Raw genomic sequence first — 19,076 nt, forward strand, 5'->3', positions numbered from 1 at the left:
TCAGTCGCGGACGCCGGGCCTGACCAGGTCCCGCACGCGCGAGCCGGCGTGGTGCCGGTCGCGGAACCAGTCGACGGTCCGCTCCAGTCCCGCCCGCGCGGTGAAGGTCGGGCGCCACCCGAGAACGGCCTGCGCCAGGGAGATGTCGGGGCACCTGCGCGACGGGTCGTCGGTCATGGGCGCGCCGTGCACGAGCGGCGACGACGAGCCGGCGATCTCCTTGATCAGTTCCGCGATCTCCACCACGGTCATCTCCTCGGGGTTGCCGAGGTTGATCGGTCCGGGGTGGTCGGTGTGGCACATGCGGACGATGCCTTCGATCAGGTCGTCCACGTAGCACAGCGACCGGGTCTGGCGGCCGTCGCCGTGGACGGTGATCGGGCGGTCGGCCAGCGCCTGGCTGGTGAAGCTGGGCACGATCCGGCCGTCGTTCGTCCGCATCCGCGGACCGTAGGTGTTGAAGATCCGGATGATCCCGACGTCGGTGTCATGGAGCCGCCGGTAGGCGGCGGCGGCCGCCTCCCCGAACCTCTTGGCCTCGTCGTAGACCGCGCGGGGGCCGATCGGGTTGACGTTCCCCCAGTAGTCCTCGGTCTGGGGGTGGACGGCGGGGTCCCCGTACACCTCGCTGGTCGAGGCCAGGACCAGCCGCGCCTGCTTCTCCCGGGCGAACTCCAGGACGCGCAGCGTCCCGATCGAGCCGACCTGGAGGGACTCCATCGGCCAGGCCAGGTAGTCGACCGGGCTGGCCAGCGCCGCCATGTGGACGACCAGGTCGACGCGCCCCGGCACGGCCAGGTGCGTCGAGATGTCGCACGTGCGCATCTGGAATCCCGCGTGCCCTTCCAGGTCCCGCAGGTTCCGCGCGTCTCCGGAACTGTAGTTGTCGAGGCAGACGACCTCGTATCCGTCGCGCAGCAGCCGTTCGCACAGGTGGGAGCCGAGGAAGCCGGCCCCGCCGGTCACGACGGCGCGTCGCGTCCTGCCGTCTCGCGCCAACCGCATGATCTCTCCTTTGTCGTGGTCGTGGGTCATTTGCTCATGACGGTGGTGAACTGAGCGGGTGATATCTCCTTCTCGAAGAGCCGGGCCAGATTTTCGAGCATCCGCTCCGCCTGTTTCGGCGGAATCGCCTGGTCCCAGGAGAGCTGGAAATGGGGCGCCCGCAGGCACGTGGTGTAGACGAAGTCGAGCCAGTCCGGGTATTCGCTGCCGGCCAGCCGGCCGGCGACGCCTTTGACCGGTGGGACCTCTCCGTGTTCGATCAGCCAGTCCTGATAACGCTGGTCGGACGCGAGGGTCCTGAGATATTCGACGGAGATCTTCTTGTGCGGCGATCCCGCGCGCACGGAGTAGAAGTTGTTCGGATTGCCGACGATGTTGCGCGGGTCGCCTTCGCCGCCCGGAACCGCGGGAAAGGCGAACCAGCCGAGTTCGTCGCCGGCGACGAAGTCCGGCGCCTGGTCGAGCAGCGAGATGTACTCCCAGGTGCCCATGAGCTCCATGGCCGCCGTGCCGGTGTGCAGGAGGGTCAACGACTCGCCGTTGTCGTAGGCGATCTCCGCGTAGTCCCGGTTGAACGCGCCCGCGTCGACCAGTTTCCGGATGAGCTGGGCCGCCCGGAGCACGGCGGGGTGCCGCCATCCGGTGCGGTCTCCGTCGGCGATCCGCCGGAAGACCTCGGGGCCGCCGATCCGGTCGACCAGGTACTCCAGCCAGGTGAGCTCCGTCCAGGGCTGTTTGCCGGCCAGCGCGATGGGGGTGATCCCGCTCTTGCGGAAACGGGGGATCAGTGCGAAGAGCTCGTCCAGGGTCGTCGGAGGCTTCGCGCCGATCCGTTCGAAGGCGTTCTTGTTGTAGAAGAAGACGACGGGCTGCATGCTGAGCGCGGGCACGCCGTACACCCGGCCGTCGAAGGTGACCGGGGCCAGCGTCGACGGCAGGTATTTCTCCCGCCAGCCGGGGTTCGCCGCCAGCTCGTCGGTGAGGTCTTCGACCAGCCCTTTGTCGACCAGCGATTTCAGCGACGCGCCGCCCCAGTTGTAGAAGACGTCCGGGCCGTCGTCGTCGATGTCGTCGCGCAGTTTCTTCTTGAGCCGGTCGTTCTCGTACATCCGCGCGGTGACGACGGATGCGGACTGTGCCGCGTTGAACCGGGTCAGCGAGCCGCTGAAGAGGTCCTCGTGTTCGCCCGCCTCGGTCCAGAGCACGACGCTGGACTTCTCGCCGGTCGCGGCCGGTTCCGGTCCGCCGCAGGCGGCCGTGCCCAGGAGAAGGGCGGCGACCGGGGCGGCGGCCCGGACGAAACGGCCCGTTCTCATGGCGTTCCTCCTTCCGGGATCGGATCGGGCGCCGACGTCAGCTCGTCCGCTCGTAGAGCCGCCTGAACCGGCGGTCGAAGACCCACCGCAGGACTCCGTACGCCGCGGCCGTCGCGATCGTGCAGTTGATGACGAAGTGGATCGCGAGGTAGGCGGGCAGGAAACGCGCGCCCGCGTGGCGCCGGACGAAACTCACCATCTTCGGATCGGCGCAGACGAACGCGATGAGGAAGGCCAGCGGAACCGCCGCGAAGTACGCCCCGAAGGCCGGCGTCAGCACGGCCGTCACCGCCAGCCCGGCGGCCGAGACGATCTCGCTCGGCCGGTGCGCCGCCTCCCGCGTCCCGCGCTGCCGGCGGTCCCGGACGAGCAGCGGCACCAGGGACGAGACGCGCAGGTAGTACTTGCGCAGCAGCGGCCGGAGCCGGTCGTCGTCGTCATGCCACCCGGTGATCTCCGGGGTCAGCAGCATCCGGTGGCGCCGGCCGATGCGGAATCCGTACTCGGTGTCCTCGTTGTTGTTCGCCCTGAGGTTCTCGTCGAACAGTCCGATCTCGTCGATCGTGCTCCGCCGCAGCGCGCCCAGGGAGAAGTAGCCGGCCTGGACGACGCCGGCGTTCCGCATGCGCCAGTAGTGCGCGTGCAGGCTCTGGTAACGCTCGATGATCCCGTCGTCGAACAGCGGTTCCGGCGCGTACAGCCCGGAGACCCCGGCGTACTCGGGGTGCTCGCGGAGAATGCGGACGCACTTCTCGACGGCGTCCGGCGCGAGCGCCACGTCGGCGTCCAGGAAGAACAGGATGCCGCCCTTGCTCGCCAGGATTCCGCGGTTCCGCGCGGCCGCCGGGCCGCGGTTCTCCGGCAGCTCGATCAGCGTGCAGTCGTAGCCCTTCACGATGTCCGCCGACCGGTCGGTGCTGGCGTCGTCGACCACGGTGATCTCGATGCGGTCGTAGGTCTGGCCGAGCACCGACTCCAGGCAGGCCGGCAGTGTCTTGGCGCAGTTGTAGGTCGGGATGATCACCGAGACGAGTTCGGGTGTCGCGTTCACGGTTGTTCCTCACGTACGAGCGGAGTCGGGGTAGAGCAGGCGGGCCGGGCGGGCCCGGCCGAGAAAGGGAAGGCCGGCCAGCACGGCGTCGGCGGCCATGTAGCCGAGCCGGCTGACCGCGATGACGATGACGATCGCCGGCTGCGGCAGGACGCCGACCAGCGCGACCGTGAGGACGACCTCCCGTATCCCCACGCCGCCGGGGGTGAGCGGAAGGAAGCTCCCCGCCAGGATCGACAGGGCCATTCCGCCCAGGCAGAGCGGCAGGGCGCGCAGCGCGGGAGCGCCCAGGGCCACGGCGAGCACCCACAGGTGCGCGCCGTGCAGGCCCCAGCTGAGCAACGACCCGGCGTAGGCGCGGCGGATGCGTCCCGCCGACGGCGCCGCGGCCTGCCCGGAACGCCACCGCCGGACCGCGCGGCGCACCAGCCCGGCCAGCAGCTGCGGCCGCGCGATGCCCACCAGGGCCACCAGTGCGGGCGCCGCCAGCCACCACGCCCGCGTGCCGAGCACCGCCGGGGCGGCGGCGAGGCCGAGCGTCAGCCCGGCGGACACCGACACGACGACGTTCAGCGCGAAGGCGGTGACGATCCGCGACGCCGGTACGCCGGCCCGCCGCCCCATGTACAGCTGGAGCATCGGCTGCCATCCGCCGCCCGGGATGTACGTGCCGAGCTGCCCGACGAAGAAGATGCCGGCGGCCGCGCGCCATCCCCGGGGACCGCCGTCCGCGGCGAACACGGCGCGCCAGGCCGCCATGGCCGCCACCGACCCGGCCAGCACCAGCAGCCAGGCGAGGAGGACCGCCGCCGGACTGAGCCGGGCCGCCGCGGCGACGATCTCCTGCCGCTGGTCCCTGACCGCCGTCACGAAGGCCGCGGCGACGCCGGTCACCACGACGATCGCCAAGGTCCACCGCACGGCCGCGTGCCGCGCGACGGAGCGGAGGGCGCGCCGGTTCATCGCGAGTCCCCCAGGGAGATGATCAGGTTCTGCGTCCGGTGGTCCGACAGCGCACGCCACTTCTTGCCGGGGTCGCGTGAGCCGGCGTCGCGCGCGCTGCGGAAGGCGTAGCGGTGGACCCGTACGCCGGGGGAGACGAAGGTCCAGTCCAACCGCCAGACGGGCGGGAGCGGCAGCACGCCCCGTTCCGGCCAGGACGCGGGGAACAGCGGCCCGCCCGCGCCCATGGCGTCGCGCAGGCCCTGGCCCCGCCAGTCGAAGCCCATGTGCGTGGGGCTGCCGTTGAAGTCCCCGGCCACCAGAATCGGATTGGGGTTGGCGCGGATGTCCTGCTCCAGCGCGTCGTACTGCCCCTGCCGCCACGGCAGCGCTTCCTGGAGCCAGTCCCAGAACCGTCCGCTGAACGGATTCATGTCCACGCGCAGCTGCACGGGGATGTGCACGTTGTAGACCGACAGGGTGCGGCCGCCGACGAGCAGGTCCGTGCGCAGCGCCTTGTCGCTCCAGAACTCCGTCCACCCGCTGCGTTCGTCCGGGATGCCGCGCGTGGTGCCGACCGGGCGGCTGGCCACGATCGGATACCTGGACATGGTGAGGAGTTCGCCGGTGGCCGCCATGTGGAAGCCGGGGAACTCCCGCCGCAGGCGGACGCTGTCGCGAATCGGATACCGGTAGTACTTGCCGGAGAAGGAGACGTGCTCGGAGAGCAGGTAGACGTCCGCCCGCTGCCCGCGCAGGAACGGGTAGAGCCGGTCGAGGCCGCCTCGGTCGAACTGGTTCCAGTACTCGGTGTTCCACGCCATCACCCGCACCGCACCGGGGGGCACCGCCGGTTCCGCGCCCAGCGCGCTGACGTTGATGCCGGTACGGCCGGCGCTGACCGCGACCGACGCCGACAGCGTCAGTACGATCCACCACTTGGCCGACCGGGGGACCCGGTCCCGGACGATTCGCAGCAGCGGGATGCCGGCGAGCAGCAGCGCCGGCACGGCCAGGAACATCAGGGGCGGGGCCAGTTCGAAGAGCTGCCACAGCCACAGGCGTCCGGCCAGGGCGATGTGCAGCAGGACGAACGCCAGCCAGGCCAGGCTCGCCGCGACCAGGAGCCGCGTGCCACGGCACCAGCGTCGACGCGTGTCCGCGGCGGCCTCGGTTTCCCGCCGGTCGGCGACGGACAGCGGAGAGGGAGTGGACATCGTCGGTCACCCGGTCCTGTGCAGGAGCGCGTCGATCCAGGCGCGGTGCTGGTCGCCGGCGACCAGTGCGACGCCCCAGGCGATGGCCCACAGCGTCGAGGCGCCGAGGATCACGCGGTCCCGGACCATCCCCACCGGATCGCCGCCGGCCGAGTGCACGGTGACGAGCTGCAGGTACCGGAAGACTCCGATGAGGGCGAACAGCGCGGACAGGATCAGCAGCACCTGTTCGTAGGCACCGGCGGGAACCGCGTTGTGCACGTACATCAGGAAGGCCGCGACGGTCACCACGGCGGTGAACAGGATGAGCTGGTCGACCAGCACCGGCGAGTATCCCCGGAGCGCGGGACGGTGCCCGTTCCCGGCGACCGCCAGTTCGTTCCGCCGCTTCCCGAACGTCATCATCAGGCACAGCGACAGCACGCAGACCAGCAGCCAGCCGGAGACCATCACGTCCACCGCGATGTAGCCGGCGACCAGCCGGAGCACGAACCCCGCGGCGACGGCGAAGGCGTCCAGCACCGCCACGTGCCGGATCCTCCAGTTGTACGCCGCGTTGATCGCCAGGTAGGTCAGCACCGGCCACCAGCTCACCGGGGAGGACAGGGCGAGCAGGGCGCACAGGAGCGCCGCCAGGCCGATCGCCAACCCCCAGGCGAAGGGCACCGAGATCCGGCCCGAGGCGATCGGCCTGGACCTCTTGGCCGGATGCTCGCGATCTCGGTGCCGGTCGAAGATGTCGTTGACCACGTAGACCATGACGGAGGCGACGGTGAACGTCGCCACCGTCACGAGCATGCGCCAGCCGGCCGCGGCGGTCCAGACGGTCGCGTCCAGGAACGCCAGCGGGCTGACGAGCAGGTTCTTCGGCCATTGGCCCGGGCGGGCGAGCCGGATCAGGTCGCCCGCCAGGCTGGTGCGCCGATGCGGTGTCGGCGCGGACTTCACCGGTGCGGCGGGTCGCCGCGGTACGGTCTCGGGACTTTTCGTAGAGCGGCCGGTCGCGAACATGGCTGGCTCCTGGCTCACGATGGAAGACGTTGGGTGTCTTGGCGGCACGCCGTGGGGACCGCCTGGGGTCCGCGTGTCCGTCAGAACATGACCTTGGCGAGCGAGAGGACCCCCTGCCGCCACGGTTCGCGCGACGTCGTGCCGGTCGTCCTGGCCAGTCGTCCGGCCGCGCGTTCGGCCCGCCACCAGGAGAAGGTCCGCAGGATCGCGTCCTGGTTGGAGTAGCGCGGCCGGAATCCGAGCCGGGTCCGGGCGCGCTCGATGCTCACGTACGAGTCGGACCGCAGTTTGCGCAGCAGCCGTCCGTACACGGGCGACAGACGGGTGCGTTCGAGAAGCGAGAGCGCCGCGTAGGCCGGTCCGGCCGGCAGCGGCACGACCCGGCGGCCGTGGCCGGCGGCGTCGAGCACGGCCTGGAAGTCCTCGCGGATCGTGCCGAACTCGGCCGCGCCCACGTTGTAGGTGTCGTTGGCGACGTCGTCCGGAGCCCCCAGCGTCGTGGTGACCACGTCCACCAGGTCTTCCAGGGCGAACATCTGGATGCGGACGTCGCCGCGGCCGAGGACCGGGAAGTTCCGTCCTTCCTCCGCCCACTCGAAGAGCATCGAGAACAGTCCCATGCGCCCCGGCCCCAGGAAGGTCTTGGGCCGGAGAATGGGCACGCACATACCGCGTTCGCGGAATGCCTCGCACACCGTTTCCGCCTCGGCTTTGGCGCGGCTGTAGGTGTCCACCGGCTCCCGGGGATACCCCTCCGGGGTGGGCACCTGGGTCGGCAGCCCGTACACCGCGGTGGAGGAGATGTGCACGACCCTGTCCACCCGCGCCCGCCGGCTGGCCTCCAGGACGTTGCGGGTCCCGTCGACGATCACCGATCGGATCTGGTCGTCGGGGTAGCTGGGCAGCGCGGCCGCGCAGTGCACCACCGCGTCGGCGCCGGCCACCGCCGCGGCCATGACCTCGGGGTCGCGGACGTCGCCGACGGTGTGCCGCCGGCTCGCGGCGCCGGACGTCTCGGACCAGGGCCGCAGGTCGACACTGTGCACGTCGTGACCGTCGGCCACCAGGCGGCGCACCAGGTGGGAGCCCAGCACACCGGCCGCTCCGGTCACCGTCACCTTCATCGCCACAGCGCGCTCACCTTCTCGCGGACGAACGTGGTCAGCAGCCGCGGCAGCCCCTTGGCCAGGGTCTGGTCGAGGCTGTCGAGGAAGTACTCCAGGTCCTCGGTTTCGGCGACCAGCGGGGGCGCCACGACGAGCGGATTGCGCCCGTTGAGGGTGTAGTAGGTGTAGATGCCGTGCTCGCGGTGCAGTTCGTTGATCACCGCGCACGTGACCAGCTTGGCGCGGAACCTCGGATCGTTGCGGAACCCGCCGGGCGCCATCCGGGCGACCAGGTCGAGCACCTTCGGCCCGCCGTCGAGGAAGATCCCGTGCAGCGCCCCCGCGCCGGCCACGTCGGTGACGACGTCCGGATGCTCCTTGGCGATCTTCTGCAGGCCCGGGGCCAGGACCCGCTCGATGTCGCGGGCCCGCCGGGGATAGTCGTCCTCGACCACGATGTTCACCGCTTCGATCGCCGTCGCGGTCTCCTCGCCGAACCCGTAGTAGGTGGTGCTGGTGCTGTGCATCATCGCGTCGGTCAGGTTGTCGTACGCCTTGCGGAAGATCGGCTCCGAGACGATGTACGCGGAGATCGACGACTTCCCGCCGCCGAACGACTTGGAGGTCGTCACGATGTCGGGCACGAGGTCCGGGTAGCGCATGAAGTAGAACAGGCTTCCGGTCTTGCCCCAGCCGGTGTAGATCTCATCGAAGATCAACACGATGTTCTCGGCGGAGCAGATCTCGCGCAGGCCGCGCAGGAACTCCGCGGAGCAGGCGCGCATGGTGGACGCGCTGAACGGCTCGATGAGAAGCGCGTACACGTCGCACTCGCCGTCGGCGGTGCGGGCCTCGCGGACCGCGGCGCGGACCGACTCCAGGTCGTCGTAGGTGAAGGTGCCCACGCCGGGGATGCCGGGGAACTGGAAGTGGTTCTGGGCGCCGCCGGTCAGGCTGCCGGAGCCGAGCAGCTTCCCGTGGAAGCTGATGTCCGAGCGCAGGATCGAGTTGCGCCGGCCGCCGTGGTACTTGTAGGCGACCTTCACCGCGCCCTCCACGGCCTCGGCGCCCGAGTTCGGGAAGAACGACATGTTCAGGTCGCCGGGCAGCAGCTGGGCGAGGTTGTGGCTCAGCGCGGCGACGTAGGGCGAGAAGTAGGTCTTGTGCACCTCCATGCGCCGCAGTTCCTGGAAGCGTTTGCGGGCGGCCAGGATGCGCGGATGGTTGTGGCCGTGGTTGAGTACGCCGACCCCGCCGGTGAAGTCCAGGATCTCCCGCCCGTCGCGCGTGTAGATCCTGGCGCCTTCGGCTCGCTCGACCAGTTCCCGGCCGAAGCCGAAGGAGGTCATCAGGGAGACCTGGCTGCGATTGACATAGGAGCGGTAGAGGTCGTGTACCTGCTTGACCGTCAGCTCTTCGCACTCGTCGAGCGTGATGAGCTCAGGCATGAAGCACCTCCGGATCGGAGTCCGCGGGGCCGGCGGTGGCCGGCGTCTTCGCCATGGGAGTGAGCCTGCTCGGCGCGGCTATATGGCGGCTATATGGGCGCTTTGTGCTGTTTGGGGCATAGATGGCGGCAGGGCCGCCGGGGCGGGCGGCCCTGCCGTCGCCGACCGGGTCAGCTCTCGTTGGGGGCCAGGCGCACGGGGCGTTGCGCGGACGACGAACACTCGCGGCCGCCGCCCGTCGCACGGTTCGGCCGATACCTGGCGTTGACGTGCGGCGGGCACGCCGAATATGTCGTGCTCAGCGCGTCGAGCCGCGTCTCCAGGTGGTCACGGTCGGGCGGCCGCAGCCGGTCCAGCAGAGCATGGGCCTCCGTGCAGGCCGTGCGGGCCTTCTCCTGAGATCCGGCACCGACGAGCGCCGTGCCGAGGACTTTCAGCGCGCGGGCCTGCCAGAGGGGAGTGGCCAGGTCCCGGAAGATCGCCAGCGCCCGGTCCGCGTGGTGCAGCGCGGAGTCGTAACGTTCCATTCCGGCGTGCAGCCGCGCCAGCGCCAACAGGACACATCCCTCGACGAAACGTTCCTTCGTCTCCCGGGACTTCTGCAGCACCTCGGTGAACTGCGTCAACGCGACACCGATCCGACCCCGGCGGGCCGTGCAGTCGGCCATCGCGTACCGGACGTAGACCTCCCCGACGCGATCCCCGTCGGGCACGACGATGTCGAGCACCTGGCGGAACACCCGCTCCGCCGCGTCCAGCCGCCCCTCCTCCACGTAGGCCTCACCCAGCCGGTGCAGCATCTGCGCTTCACCGCGGCGGCTGCCGATGTCACGGCAGATCGACAACGCGCTCTCCAGGCAGGCCCGGGCGCGGCCGACCTCGCCCCGTTGCATATGGATCTGCGCCAGTCCCCGCTTCGCGTGCGCCTCGGCATAGCGATCCCCCACGTCGCGAAGAGCCGCACAGGCCTGTTCGTAGCGCTGTCGCGCCGTCTCCAGCTCGCCCGCCAACCCGTCGAGAAGGGCGAGGTTGCGCTGCGCGAGCGCGTGCCCATGGCGCTCGCCGAGCTCGGCGAACATGGCGCCGGCCTTCTCGATATGGCTCCGGGCCTCCCCGTAGGACTGCCGGAACACCATGAGGGCGCCGAGGGAATTCAGCACGGCGGCCTCTCCCCGCGCGTTGCCGGCGGCGCGCGTGGCCGCCAGAGCCACCTGGTGGCTGGCCGACCAGTCTTCGAGGAACCCGCCGGCCTCGAACAACGTCGTGGCGGTCGTCGCCAGATCCCAGCACAGCTCGTGCAGCCCCATCCGGGCGGACTGCTGGACCGCCGCCAGGATGGTTGACCGTTCGGCTTCCAGCCAGTTGCTCGGCCGCCCGGCGAGCATCTCCTCCACGTCTACAGGCGTCCATCGGGGAGCAGTGCCGTGCAAGGTCGTGTAGTCGCCGCCGTACACCTTCCGGTGTTCGCGCTCCAGGAGAGCCAGCAGGCAGCCGAACACCCGGGCCAGCGCGTCGTCGTGCCGCTCGCCCGCGGCCAGCTCGCGCGCGAAGACCCGTACCAGGTCGTGCAGCCGGTAACGGAGCCCGCCGGCGCGTTCGGCTCCGCAGATGCCGAGCAGCTGTGCCTCGACGAGCCTGTCGAGCAGGCTCTCGGCCTCGTCCAGCGACACGTTCAGCAGCGCGGCGGGAACCCATCCGGCGAAGTCGATCGGCCCGAGCAGGCTGAGCAGCCGGAGCAGACGCCGGGTGGGCGCGCTCAGCCCGTGGTAGCTCAGCGACAGGCTCGCCCGGACCGCCAGGTCGCCGGTCGCCAGTTCGTCCAGGCGCCTCCGTTCGTCGGCGAGGGTGCCACGGAACCGGAACAGCGGGCGCTGCGGCCGGCTCGCCAGCCGCACGGCGGCGACGCGCAGCGCCAGCGGGAGGAACCCGCACAGCCGCGCGATCTCCACCGCGGCGTCCCTCTCGCCCGCGACGCGTTCTGACCCGACGATGCGTTCCAGAAGCTCCAGCGCGTCCTCGACGCCCAGCACATCGAGGTCGAGCAGACGCGCCCCCTCAAGGCCGGTCAGGCGCGTACGGCTGGTGATCAGGACCGCGCAGGTCGACGAGCCGGGCAGCAGCGGACGGACCTGCGCCTCGTCCGCGGCGTTGTCCAGCAGGACGAGAACGCGCCGGCCGGCCAGCCGGCTCCGATAGACGTCGACGCGTTCGCCGGGGTCCTCGGGGATGGCCTTCGGATCCACCCCGAGCGCACGCAGGAAACGGCCCAGCACCGCCGTGGGCTCCACCGGCGACGACTCGATGCCGCGCAGATTGGCGTACAACTGCCCGTCGGGGAACGCCGCGGCCAGCCGATGCGCGACGTGCACCGCCAGCGCCGTCTTCCCGATGCCCCCCATCCCCGCGATGGCCACCAGCGGCAGGGCGGGCGGGCTCGGCGGGGCGAGCAGATCCGAGATCATGTCGATCTGCGGCGAACGGCCGACGAAGTCCGCGACGTCCGTGGGCAGCTGGGCCGGGATCCGCTCGACGGCCTGCCGCGGCTCGACGACGGGCCAGTATTCGTCCGGGAGGGTGCCGCGCAGGATGCCCTCGTGAATCCGCCGCAACTCGGGGCCCGGGTCCAGCCCGAGTTCGTCGGCGAGCCTGCGCTGCGCCGCGCGGTACACCTCCAGCGCCTCCACCTGCCGCCCGGACCGGTACAGGGCGACCATGAGCTGAGCGCTGAACCGCTCGCGCAGCGGATGCTCGGCCACCAGCCCGGACAGCTCGGCGACCAGCTCGCCGTGCCGTCCGAGCGCGAGGCCGGCCGCCACCCGCTCTTCGACCACGGTCAGCCTGCGTTCCTCCAACCGGGCCGCTTCACCGCTCAACGTGGTCGAACGGTCGAAGTCGGCATACGGGGCGCCGCGCCACAGCGCGAGCGCCTCATCGAAGAGCGCGGCGGCGCGGCGCATGTCGCCCGCCGCCCGCGCCAGCTGCCCGTGCGCCGCGAGATCCGCGAACCGGTCGGCGTCGAGTTCACCGGCGTCGATCCGCAACTGGTAACCGGACTCCAGGCGCCGGATGCGCCGCCGGTCGCCGAGCACGCGGCGGAGCTGATAGACGTACAGATGCAGGTTCTCGTGCGCCGTCTTGGGCGGCCTGTCGCCCCACAGTTCATCGACCAGCCGATCCATCGAAACGACACTGTTGGCGTGGTGGATCAGCAGGGCCAGCAGAGCCCGCTGCTTGGGCGGCCCAAGATGGACGTCACGTTCGTTCTCGCGGACTTGCAGCGGACCCAGGATGGCGAAATCCATGAACCCGTCCTTGTTAGAGAAACCGCGCGGTGCGGCGGGTCCAGCTGCTCTCATCGTGTCCGTCGGTACGCTGCGCATGACGTTTCATGCCCGTCATGCTTGCGAGCGGCGTTATTACGCGGCTCCGGCACAGTTATCGCGCCGCTATCGCCGTCCTTGGCGGTCACCTCATCGCGGCACCGATCCCGCCGAAGACCATGAAGTCACCCACGGCGGCCCGCGTCATCGGTGCGGCGGCTGCCACCGGGTGGCGAGCCGGCCGTGCCGCATTCGGCCTACCAGGCGGACGTGCAGCGTCTGCGGCGTGGTGTCGCCCGCGTCCCTGCCGATCTCCAGCATGCTGTGCCGCACCGACAGCTCGTTGGCGTCCACCACCATGCCCGGCGCGAGGACCAACTCCACGTTGCCGCCGGTCACCCGCAGCTCGATGATGAGCTCGGGCGCGCCGCGCACCGCGCTGGTCAGGTCCAGCATCACGTCGCACCACGCGGTGCGCAGCTCCAGCCGGTGCGGCAGCGTCCACCGGCCGTCACGGCGCACCGCGCCGTGCCGCTCCTTGATGGTGACCAGTTCGGGAGGGGGCTCGGCCGACGTCCCGGCGAACGGCGGCGTGAGTGCGCCGCCGTCTGGGACCGCGATCAGATCGGTGACGAGCGGGGTCAGCGCGTCGACAGTGCGGGCCGTCAGCGCCGCGTCCAGGCGCTCCACGAACTCCACCGGGTCGAGCCGGCCGTCGGCGACGGCGGCGCGCAGCAGTTCGGTGACCCGGTCGCGGTCCGCGTCGGACGCGCGCAGAGCGGGTGAGCTGGGCGGGTCTGCCGACATTCGGCCTCCTCGGCGAGGTGGTGGCCTTGCGCCACCCGAATTGCTGACTGATCGGTCTCAGGAGACGGGTACCTGAACGATTTTGCGGTGGTAGGCGGCCATGGCGAAGACGCTACCCGGCGCCATGTCGAAGTCCACGCCGCGCGGCACGCGCAGTTCCTTGCAGGACTTCTCGCGACCCCCACGTGGATCGCCTGTGCCGTCATCGGGATCTCCGTTCGCCGGCCCGTGGCGGTGTCACTCGCAGAACACCTGCACTTTGGTGTCGGGGTCGTCGACGTCGACGGTGAGGTCGTCGAGGTGCTCGATGAGCTCCTCGATGTGCTGCGGCTTGAGCTCGGTGAGGTCGATCGGCACCCCCGACCTGTCCAGCTCCGCGTTGACCTTGGCGAGCGCCTGCGGAGGGACGAGGCTCGCGAGCCGGACCCCGGCGCGCAGCAGTTGCAGCGGGACCCGGATGTTGATCCGGGTCGGTCCGTCGACGCCGACGTCGTCCGCCGAGTTCACCACCACGCGCAGGTACTTGGGCCGGGGTTTCGGGCGGGGTTCGGCTGCCGGCGGCGCGTCGGACCGTGCTCGTTCAAGGGCGACGATCAGCCGCTCGGCCTCGTCTGCGGTGATCTTGCCGTCGGCCAGCATCTGCAGGATCTGGCGGCGCTGCTCGTTCATCGGTGTTCTTTCCTCTGGCTCATCTGACGCTTACCAGCACGGCCGTCCGGCCCTGCTCGAACTCGATCCGGGTACCGGGCAGCGCCCACAGCAACTGCCCTGCCCCGCGCAGCGCGCCCACCGGGCTCACCTTGGTGACCAGGCATGCGACCAGCCCGGCCAGCACGGCGAGCAGCAGCAGCGGTGACAGCACCAGCAGCACCGGCACGACCGGGACGTACAGCCGCAGCCAGCGGCCGTTGCGACGGCGATGGCGCACCGTCACCAGTTGCGGGACCATCAGGACCCCTCCAGCTCGGCCAGCGCCTCCTGGACGCTGATCTCCCCCCGCCGCAGACGCTCAACGACGTCCGCGCCGGTGGGCGTCGGGTCGACGTCGACGAAGTCGAGCTGCTCGGCGATCCGCTTCAACCGGGACTTGACCGTCGGGTAACTCACCCCGAAGATCCGCTCCATCTCCTTGATCGAACCGTGCGCCCGGACGAACGCGGCGACGAACACCTGGTCCTCGACGCTGAGCTGAGCCAGCTGCGGCGGCTCGAACCGCCCCTCGACCACGACACCGCTACCGGCCAGGCGGACCCGCTCGACCACGAACGGCTGCCCGCGCGTCAGATCCGTCAGCTCCTGCCAGTCCACCCTGGGCCCCCTCGCTCTCGACGACATGCCTGTCGCTCAGTTGAACCTTGACTAGCTTGATGCAACAACGTGGAAATCTTAACTTTCTTAAGGAGCATCTTCAAGATTCTGAATCGTTGACTTCCGGCAGTCGCGATCCGTGTGCCCGTGACGGCTGGCCGTCCATGCCCGGCACCGGTACGGCGCCCGGCCGCTGAACCCGCGCGGGGAAGCACGTGGCGCCCACCGCTCCACCCCCAAGGCGCCAGCCGTTGAACTCACCCGCCGGGGGCGCCACTTCACCGTCGTTGGAAGTCGACCACGCGGGTGCCAAGACCCCGATCGCCCCCTGCGAGAAGAGCTGGTCAGCACCGGTCCGGCACGTCAGTGGCTCCAGGACGCGATCGGCTTGTTCGCCGGCTGGTCGAGGGCGGAAGCCAGATGCCCCATGGGGAAGCCGACGGCCCTGTCGCCGTAGCGGCGTCGGTGTGTCTGCGTGGGATGGCTTCGAGAACGTCCGCCGCAGGACCTGGAACGCCCCGGCGTTGGGAGTTCGGGCTTGGCGGCCGGGTCCAGCGTCCCCGCCGCCGTCGCCGCCGCAGGCGCTCAGCAGCGGACCGGCGGCGGCAAGTGCGCCGACGCAGAGGGCACCGCGCAGCACGGCGCGGCGGGACAGGTGATGGGGCAAGTGGGCTGGGGAAGTGCTTCGCCCAAGGGGTGTGGGCCCCTGGCCCGGGTGAGGAGGCCGGTGCCGTTCATCACCGCGAAGAGCGGGATGATGGCGGCTTCCGACAGCTCGTCGGCGCTCTCGTCGCTTGAAGCCGCCAGTGCCGCTTAGCGGAAAATGCCTGAACAGCTCGCCGGTGTCGCTGCCGTACACGTCAGCGGTGCGGGACACGTACCCCCGCGTTCCCGCCCTCAACAAGTGCGACCTCGGCGAGCTGCACGCCGCACGCGGCGACATCGAATCCGTCGGGTCCTGGGCCGACGCCGTGCAACTCCTGCGCGGCGTCGACGCCGCCCGCGCACCCAACGCCGTCCGCCCCGTCCGCACCGCGCTGTCGTTCTCCTGGCAACGCGGCATCATCGACGCCAATCAGAGCCGCCGTAGGTCAGGCCGCTGCGGTGGCCTCACGCTCGATGAGCAGCGACAACAGCAGCAGGCGGTGCCGCCGTTGGGCGCCGCGAGGTGTCACGGGCCGGCGTCGCGGCGACGGTGAACAGTGCCCGGCTCCTGTCGCGGCGTCGCCGGTGGGGCTACATCCGCACTACGCGAATCCGCGTACGCAGGGGGCCGCCGCGTACTCCGCCGCCGCGACGGACGACCGTCACACGGCTTGGGCGACCGCCATGCCGCAGTAGGCGTCGCCCAGTCCGGCCGCGATCGAGGCGGCGACCTGCGGCCCGGCCCGCCGGTGGGGTGCACGCGCGTCATGGGACGACCGCGGAACAGTCGCCACGGCCCTTTCGCGCATCACGATCTGGATGTCGCAAGACTCGTGCAACCAGGTGCACGAAGGTTGAGTTCGCCCAGCTCAGTGCCGGTGCTTCGTCACGACGCGACGTCCACAAGGACCTTGCCGACCGTGCCGCTCTCCACCGCCCGGTGCGCGTCGGCGGTGCGGTCGAGTGGAAAGCGGACCAGCGGCAGGCCATGCTCCCCGCCGACCGGCAGGGCGCCGTCGCGGACCGCGGCGGCGACGTCCTCGGCGGCCGCGGCTCGCGCCTCCGCACCGGCCGTGTAGAGCACCAGGAACTGGAAGCGCGTGTTCAGCACCATGTTCCGCGGCACGTCCAGTTCGACGGGCTTGCCACCGTCGTTGGCGTAGGTCGAGATCGTGCCGCGCGTCCGCAGGACGGCCAGGTCCAGTGCGAGGTTCGCGCCGAGCGCCACCTCGGCGATGATGTCGACGCCGTCCGGGGCGATCTCGCGGATCTCGGCGGCCGGGTCGCCCTCGCGGTAGTTGATCACGTGATGGGCGCCGGCGGCGGTGGCCAGCCGGGCCTTCTCCGGGCCGCTGACCGTGCTGAGCACGGTGGCGCCGGCCCATCGGGCGAGCTGGATCACCGCGTGCCCGACCGCTCCGGCGCCGCCCGCGGCGAGCACCACCCTGCCGTCGAGCGCGCCGGGCCGCAGACGGCGCGGCCCGTCCTCGGCGACGGTGAGCGCGCGGTGCGCGGTGAGCGCGGGGACGCCGAGTGCGGCGCCGACGTCGAAACCGGCCTCGTCGGGCAGCGGCACGGCCTGGTCGGCGGGCACGACGGTGAACTCGGCGGCGGTGCCGGTGGGCCGCCCGGCGGCCGCCATGAACAGCCAGACCCGCTGGCCGACCCGGCTCTGGTCGACCCCCTCACCGACGTCGTCGATCACACCGGCGCCGTCCAGGTGCGGGGTGATCTCTGGGAATCCCATGGGGGTGGTGGCGCCGGAGCGGGCCTGGCAGTCGGCCGGGTTGACCCCGGACACGGCGACCCGGACGCGAACCTCGCCGGGACCGGGCGCGGGCAGGTCACGGTCGACCAGCCGGAGAACGTCGGGGCCGCCGTTGCCGCGGTAGACGATGGCCTTCATGATCTGTCCTTGTCTCCTGTGGGGCCGATCGGGACTTCGCTGGAGCGGGACTCGACGGCGTCGAGGGCGGCCAGGGCCGCGGCGTCGAAGGTGATCTTGCTGGCCGCCACGTTGGCCTCGAGGTGGGCCGCGTCGGTGGTACCGGGGATGAGCAGCACGTTCGGGGCGTGGTGCAGCAGCCAGGCGAGGCCGACCTGGGCGGGCGTGACACCGAGGGACTCGGCCACGGCACGGACGGCCGGTTCCTCGATGACCTTGGGCATGCCCGGGAAGTTCCCGCCGAGCGGGAAGAACGGCACCCAGGCGATGCCCTCCGCCACGCACAGCCGCAGCATGTCCTCGTCGTCACGGGAGACGAGGCTGTAGGCGTTCTGCACGCAGGCGATGCCGGCCGGCAGGGCGCGGCGCAGGCCGGCGAGGGTGACGCTGCTCAGGCCGATCGCGCCGATCTTGCCTTCGTCGCGCAGGGCGGTCATCACCGCGAGCTGGTCGTCGAGGTCGACCACCTGGTCCCCCTCGGGCCGCAGCCCGGGACCGGTGTCGAGGCGGCGGAGGTTGACCACCGGGAGATGGTCGACGCCGAGGCTGCGCAGGTTGTCCTCGACGCTGGCCCGCAACTGCTCGGGCCGCTGCGCCAGCCGCAGCGGCATGCGCCCGCCGGGATCGGGGTCGGCGCCGACCTTGGTGACGACCAGGACGCCGTCCTCGGGGCGCAGCGCCTCACGGATCACGTCGTTGGCGAAACCGAAGCCGTAGAACTCGGCGGTGTCCACGTGATTCACGCCCAGCTCGACCGCGCGGCGCAACAGCGCGACAGCCTCGCCGCGGCGGTCGTGCAGGCGTTCGAGCTGGAGGGCGCCATAGCCGACCCGAAGAACGGTGCGGCCGGCGAACGGTGCGGTAGGGGTGCTCATGAGGGTCCCTCCGTGGTCGTTGATCGCAACACGGTGTGAAGAGTTCGGCCTGTAGGGCGCCGAGAGCCGGTGGCGAGCAGGCCCTCAACGGACCGCCCGGCCCAGAGCGCGTCGGTGAGCGGGTTGGTCGCGCCAGTTCCTCGCCCGTCCCGCGCAGTCGTGGGCAGACCGCGGGCGCCGTTGCGTGACGTCTCCATGGCGCCACCTTACGATCAATGGATGACAGATTTCAATATTTGTCAGTCAGTCAGTGTCACTGGAAGTGCTGACAGATTTTGACGGCTGTCAGTTCGTTGTCGTACGTTCTCGCTGGTGAGGTCCGGCGACTGGGCGCCAACAGCCTTGAGGTGCCGGCCTCGTACCAGCTCGACAAGGGGGCCTCATGCGCGGGGAGCCGCTCGACGCGGAGACGATCGTGTCGGCCGCCGAAGAGGTGCTGCGCCGCCACGGTCCGGAGAAGGCCACGGTGCTGGACGTCGCCCGGATGCTCGGCGTGAGCCACGGGAGCGTGTACCGGCACTTTCGGTCCAAGACGGCGCTGCGCGAGGCCGTGATACGGCGCTGGCTCGACCAGGTGCGAGAGGACATCGCCGCGGCGGTTCAGGACCCCGGACTGACCCCGCCCGACCGGCTACGTGCCCTGCTCACCACCATGTTCGCCGCCAAATGGGCGAAGGCCAGGGAGGACCCGGAACTGTTCGCGACCTTCCGGGCGCTGGCCACCGAGCACAGCACCGTGTCCTCCGCCCACGTGGCCTTCCTGCTCGCCCAGATCCGCGCGATCGTCGACGACGGCATCGCCCGTGGCGACTTCGCAGCCGGTGATCCGGAGGAGATCGCGCGAAGCATCCTCAACGCGACCAGCCGCTTCCACGCTCCGATGCACGCCGAGGAGTGGCGCTCCTCCGAGGTCGAAGCGGAGTCCGAGGGTGTCATCTCACTCATCTTCAACGGCATCCGGGCACGGTGACGGCCGCCTCGCCAGGCCGACGACGACTGATCACGCATGCGGCAACGAGACCTCCCGCACATGGGGGAGGTCTTCGTAGTACCCGACCGGCGGTCGTATCGCCGTGCGGC

At 70.8% G+C, this 19,076-nt stretch carries 18 protein-coding genes; 2 read left to right on the top strand and 16 right to left on the bottom strand.

Going from position 1 to position 19,076, the window contains the following annotated elements; all coding sequences use genetic code 11:
- From ABZ801_RS11025 to ABZ801_RS11085, 13 genes are all read right to left on the bottom strand, one after another.
- Complete coding sequence (locus ABZ801_RS11025) at positions 1 to 1,005, bottom strand: NAD-dependent epimerase/dehydratase family protein (protein WP_344955686.1); 1,005 nt, start codon at positions 1,003 to 1,005, stop codon at positions 1 to 3.
- Between the two features lie 26 nt (positions 1,006 to 1,031).
- Positions 1,032 to 2,321 carry an extracellular solute-binding protein gene (locus ABZ801_RS11030; RefSeq protein WP_360695816.1) on the bottom strand — a complete coding sequence of 430 codons (1,290 nt, stop codon included), beginning with the start codon at positions 2,319 to 2,321 and terminating at the stop codon, positions 1,032 to 1,034.
- A gap of 37 nt (positions 2,322 to 2,358) precedes the next feature.
- A complete protein-coding gene (locus ABZ801_RS11035; RefSeq protein WP_360695819.1) occupies positions 2,359 to 3,372 on the bottom strand; it encodes a glycosyltransferase family 2 protein in 1,014 nt (337 codons plus the stop codon).
- 9 nt (positions 3,373 to 3,381) lie between these two features.
- Positions 3,382 to 4,335, bottom strand: coding sequence for a lysylphosphatidylglycerol synthase domain-containing protein (locus ABZ801_RS11040; RefSeq protein WP_360695822.1), 954 nt, complete (start codon positions 4,333 to 4,335; stop codon positions 3,382 to 3,384).
- On the bottom strand, positions 4,332 to 5,531 hold the full coding sequence (locus ABZ801_RS11045) for an endonuclease/exonuclease/phosphatase family protein (RefSeq protein ID WP_360695825.1): 1,200 nt from the start codon (positions 5,529 to 5,531) through the stop codon (positions 4,332 to 4,334). Before ABZ801_RS11045 ends, ABZ801_RS11040 begins: the two co-directional genes overlap by 4 nt.
- A 6-nt stretch (positions 5,532 to 5,537) precedes the next feature.
- On the bottom strand, positions 5,538 to 6,560 hold the full coding sequence (locus ABZ801_RS11050; RefSeq protein WP_360695828.1) for a UbiA prenyltransferase family protein: 1,023 nt from the start codon (positions 6,558 to 6,560) through the stop codon (positions 5,538 to 5,540).
- 62 nt (positions 6,561 to 6,622) lie between these two features.
- Positions 6,623 to 7,666 (bottom strand): NAD-dependent epimerase/dehydratase family protein, encoded by a 1,044-nt coding sequence (locus ABZ801_RS11055; protein ID WP_360697094.1) that lies wholly within the window; start codon positions 7,664 to 7,666, stop codon positions 6,623 to 6,625.
- The gene (locus ABZ801_RS11060) at positions 7,663 to 9,096 is read right to left on the bottom strand and encodes an aspartate aminotransferase family protein (protein ID WP_360695831.1); all 1,434 of its coding nucleotides are present in this window, start codon (positions 9,094 to 9,096) and stop codon (positions 7,663 to 7,665) included. The genes ABZ801_RS11055 and ABZ801_RS11060 overlap by 4 nt, the downstream gene beginning before the upstream one ends.
- A 170-nt stretch (positions 9,097 to 9,266) precedes the next feature.
- Positions 9,267 to 12,398, bottom strand: a complete 3,132-nt coding sequence (locus ABZ801_RS11065) for a BTAD domain-containing putative transcriptional regulator (protein ID WP_360695833.1) — start codon at positions 12,396 to 12,398, stop codon at positions 9,267 to 9,269.
- Between the two features lie 222 nt (positions 12,399 to 12,620).
- The gene (locus ABZ801_RS11070) at positions 12,621 to 13,223 is read right to left on the bottom strand and encodes a DUF1707 domain-containing protein (protein WP_360695836.1); all 603 of its coding nucleotides are present in this window, start codon (positions 13,221 to 13,223) and stop codon (positions 12,621 to 12,623) included.
- A gap of 237 nt (positions 13,224 to 13,460) precedes the next feature.
- Positions 13,461 to 13,892, bottom strand: a complete 432-nt coding sequence (locus ABZ801_RS11075; RefSeq protein ID WP_360695839.1) for a hypothetical protein — start codon at positions 13,890 to 13,892, stop codon at positions 13,461 to 13,463.
- 19 nt (positions 13,893 to 13,911) lie between these two features.
- Positions 13,912 to 14,172 (bottom strand): hypothetical protein, encoded by a 261-nt coding sequence (locus tag ABZ801_RS11080; protein WP_360695842.1) that lies wholly within the window; start codon positions 14,170 to 14,172, stop codon positions 13,912 to 13,914.
- Positions 14,172 to 14,531, bottom strand: coding sequence for a DUF2089 domain-containing protein (locus tag ABZ801_RS11085; protein WP_360695845.1), 360 nt, complete (start codon positions 14,529 to 14,531; stop codon positions 14,172 to 14,174). Before ABZ801_RS11085 ends, ABZ801_RS11080 begins: the two co-directional genes overlap by 1 nt.
- Before the next feature lie 866 nt (positions 14,532 to 15,397).
- Between ABZ801_RS11085 and ABZ801_RS11090 the strand changes: the two genes are divergently transcribed.
- Complete coding sequence (locus tag ABZ801_RS11090) at positions 15,398 to 15,730, top strand: hypothetical protein (protein ID WP_360695848.1); 333 nt, start codon at positions 15,398 to 15,400, stop codon at positions 15,728 to 15,730.
- A gap of 108 nt (positions 15,731 to 15,838) precedes the next feature.
- Here the strand turns inward: ABZ801_RS11090 and ABZ801_RS11095 are convergent, their stop codons facing one another.
- The 3 genes from ABZ801_RS11095 to ABZ801_RS11105 all read right to left on the bottom strand — a co-directional run bounded on the left by ABZ801_RS11095 (position 15,839) and on the right by ABZ801_RS11105 (position 17,996).
- A complete protein-coding gene (locus ABZ801_RS11095; protein WP_360695851.1) occupies positions 15,839 to 15,970 on the bottom strand; it encodes a hypothetical protein in 132 nt (43 codons plus the stop codon).
- A gap of 92 nt (positions 15,971 to 16,062) precedes the next feature.
- A complete protein-coding gene (locus ABZ801_RS11100) occupies positions 16,063 to 17,082 on the bottom strand; it encodes an NADPH:quinone reductase (RefSeq protein WP_360695854.1) in 1,020 nt (339 codons plus the stop codon).
- Complete coding sequence (locus ABZ801_RS11105) at positions 17,079 to 17,996, bottom strand: aldo/keto reductase (protein ID WP_360695857.1); 918 nt, start codon at positions 17,994 to 17,996, stop codon at positions 17,079 to 17,081. The genes ABZ801_RS11100 and ABZ801_RS11105 overlap by 4 nt, the downstream gene beginning before the upstream one ends.
- A 382-nt stretch (positions 17,997 to 18,378) precedes the next feature.
- Here ABZ801_RS11105 and ABZ801_RS11110 point away from each other — a divergent pair, with 382 nt between their 5' ends.
- Positions 18,379 to 18,966 (top strand): TetR family transcriptional regulator, encoded by a 588-nt coding sequence (locus ABZ801_RS11110; RefSeq protein ID WP_360695860.1) that lies wholly within the window; start codon positions 18,379 to 18,381, stop codon positions 18,964 to 18,966.
- Positions 18,967 to 19,076 lie beyond the last annotated feature (110 nt).

This window comes from Actinomadura sp. NPDC047616 (genome assembly GCF_040642915.1).
In the GTDB taxonomy this organism is placed as follows: domain Bacteria; phylum Actinomycetota; class Actinomycetes; order Streptosporangiales; family Streptosporangiaceae; genus Spirillospora; species Spirillospora miaoliensis.

Excerpts from the sequence above, each read along its gene's own strand:
- ABZ801_RS11105 (WP_360695857.1), bottom strand. The coding sequence starts at position 17,996 with ATGAGCACCCCTACCGCACCGTTCGCCGGCCGCACCGTTCTTCGGGTC.
- ABZ801_RS11030 (WP_360695816.1), bottom strand. The coding sequence starts at position 2,321 with ATGAGAACGGGCCGTTTCGTCCGGGCCGCCGCCCCGGTCGCCGCCCTT.
- ABZ801_RS11025 (WP_344955686.1), bottom strand. The coding sequence starts at position 1,005 with ATGCGGTTGGCGCGAGACGGCAGGACGCGACGCGCCGTCGTGACCGGC.
- ABZ801_RS11080 (WP_360695842.1), bottom strand. The coding sequence starts at position 14,172 with ATGGTCCCGCAACTGGTGACGGTGCGCCATCGCCGTCGCAACGGCCGC.
- ABZ801_RS11070 (WP_360695836.1), bottom strand. The coding sequence starts at position 13,223 with ATGTCGGCAGACCCGCCCAGCTCACCCGCTCTGCGCGCGTCCGACGCG.
- ABZ801_RS11040 (WP_360695822.1), bottom strand. The coding sequence starts at position 4,335 with ATGAACCGGCGCGCCCTCCGCTCCGTCGCGCGGCACGCGGCCGTGCGG.
- ABZ801_RS11055 (WP_360697094.1), bottom strand. The coding sequence starts at position 7,666 with ATGAAGGTGACGGTGACCGGAGCGGCCGGTGTGCTGGGCTCCCACCTG.
- ABZ801_RS11065 (WP_360695833.1), bottom strand. The coding sequence starts at position 12,398 with ATGGATTTCGCCATCCTGGGTCCGCTGCAAGTCCGCGAGAACGAACGT.
- ABZ801_RS11075 (WP_360695839.1), bottom strand. The coding sequence starts at position 13,892 with ATGAACGAGCAGCGCCGCCAGATCCTGCAGATGCTGGCCGACGGCAAG.
- ABZ801_RS11100 (WP_360695854.1), bottom strand. The coding sequence starts at position 17,082 with ATGAAGGCCATCGTCTACCGCGGCAACGGCGGCCCCGACGTTCTCCGG.
- ABZ801_RS11045 (WP_360695825.1), bottom strand. The coding sequence starts at position 5,531 with ATGTCCACTCCCTCTCCGCTGTCCGTCGCCGACCGGCGGGAAACCGAG.
- ABZ801_RS11060 (WP_360695831.1), bottom strand. The coding sequence starts at position 9,096 with ATGCCTGAGCTCATCACGCTCGACGAGTGCGAAGAGCTGACGGTCAAG.
- ABZ801_RS11110 (WP_360695860.1), top strand. The coding sequence starts at position 18,379 with ATGCGCGGGGAGCCGCTCGACGCGGAGACGATCGTGTCGGCCGCCGAA.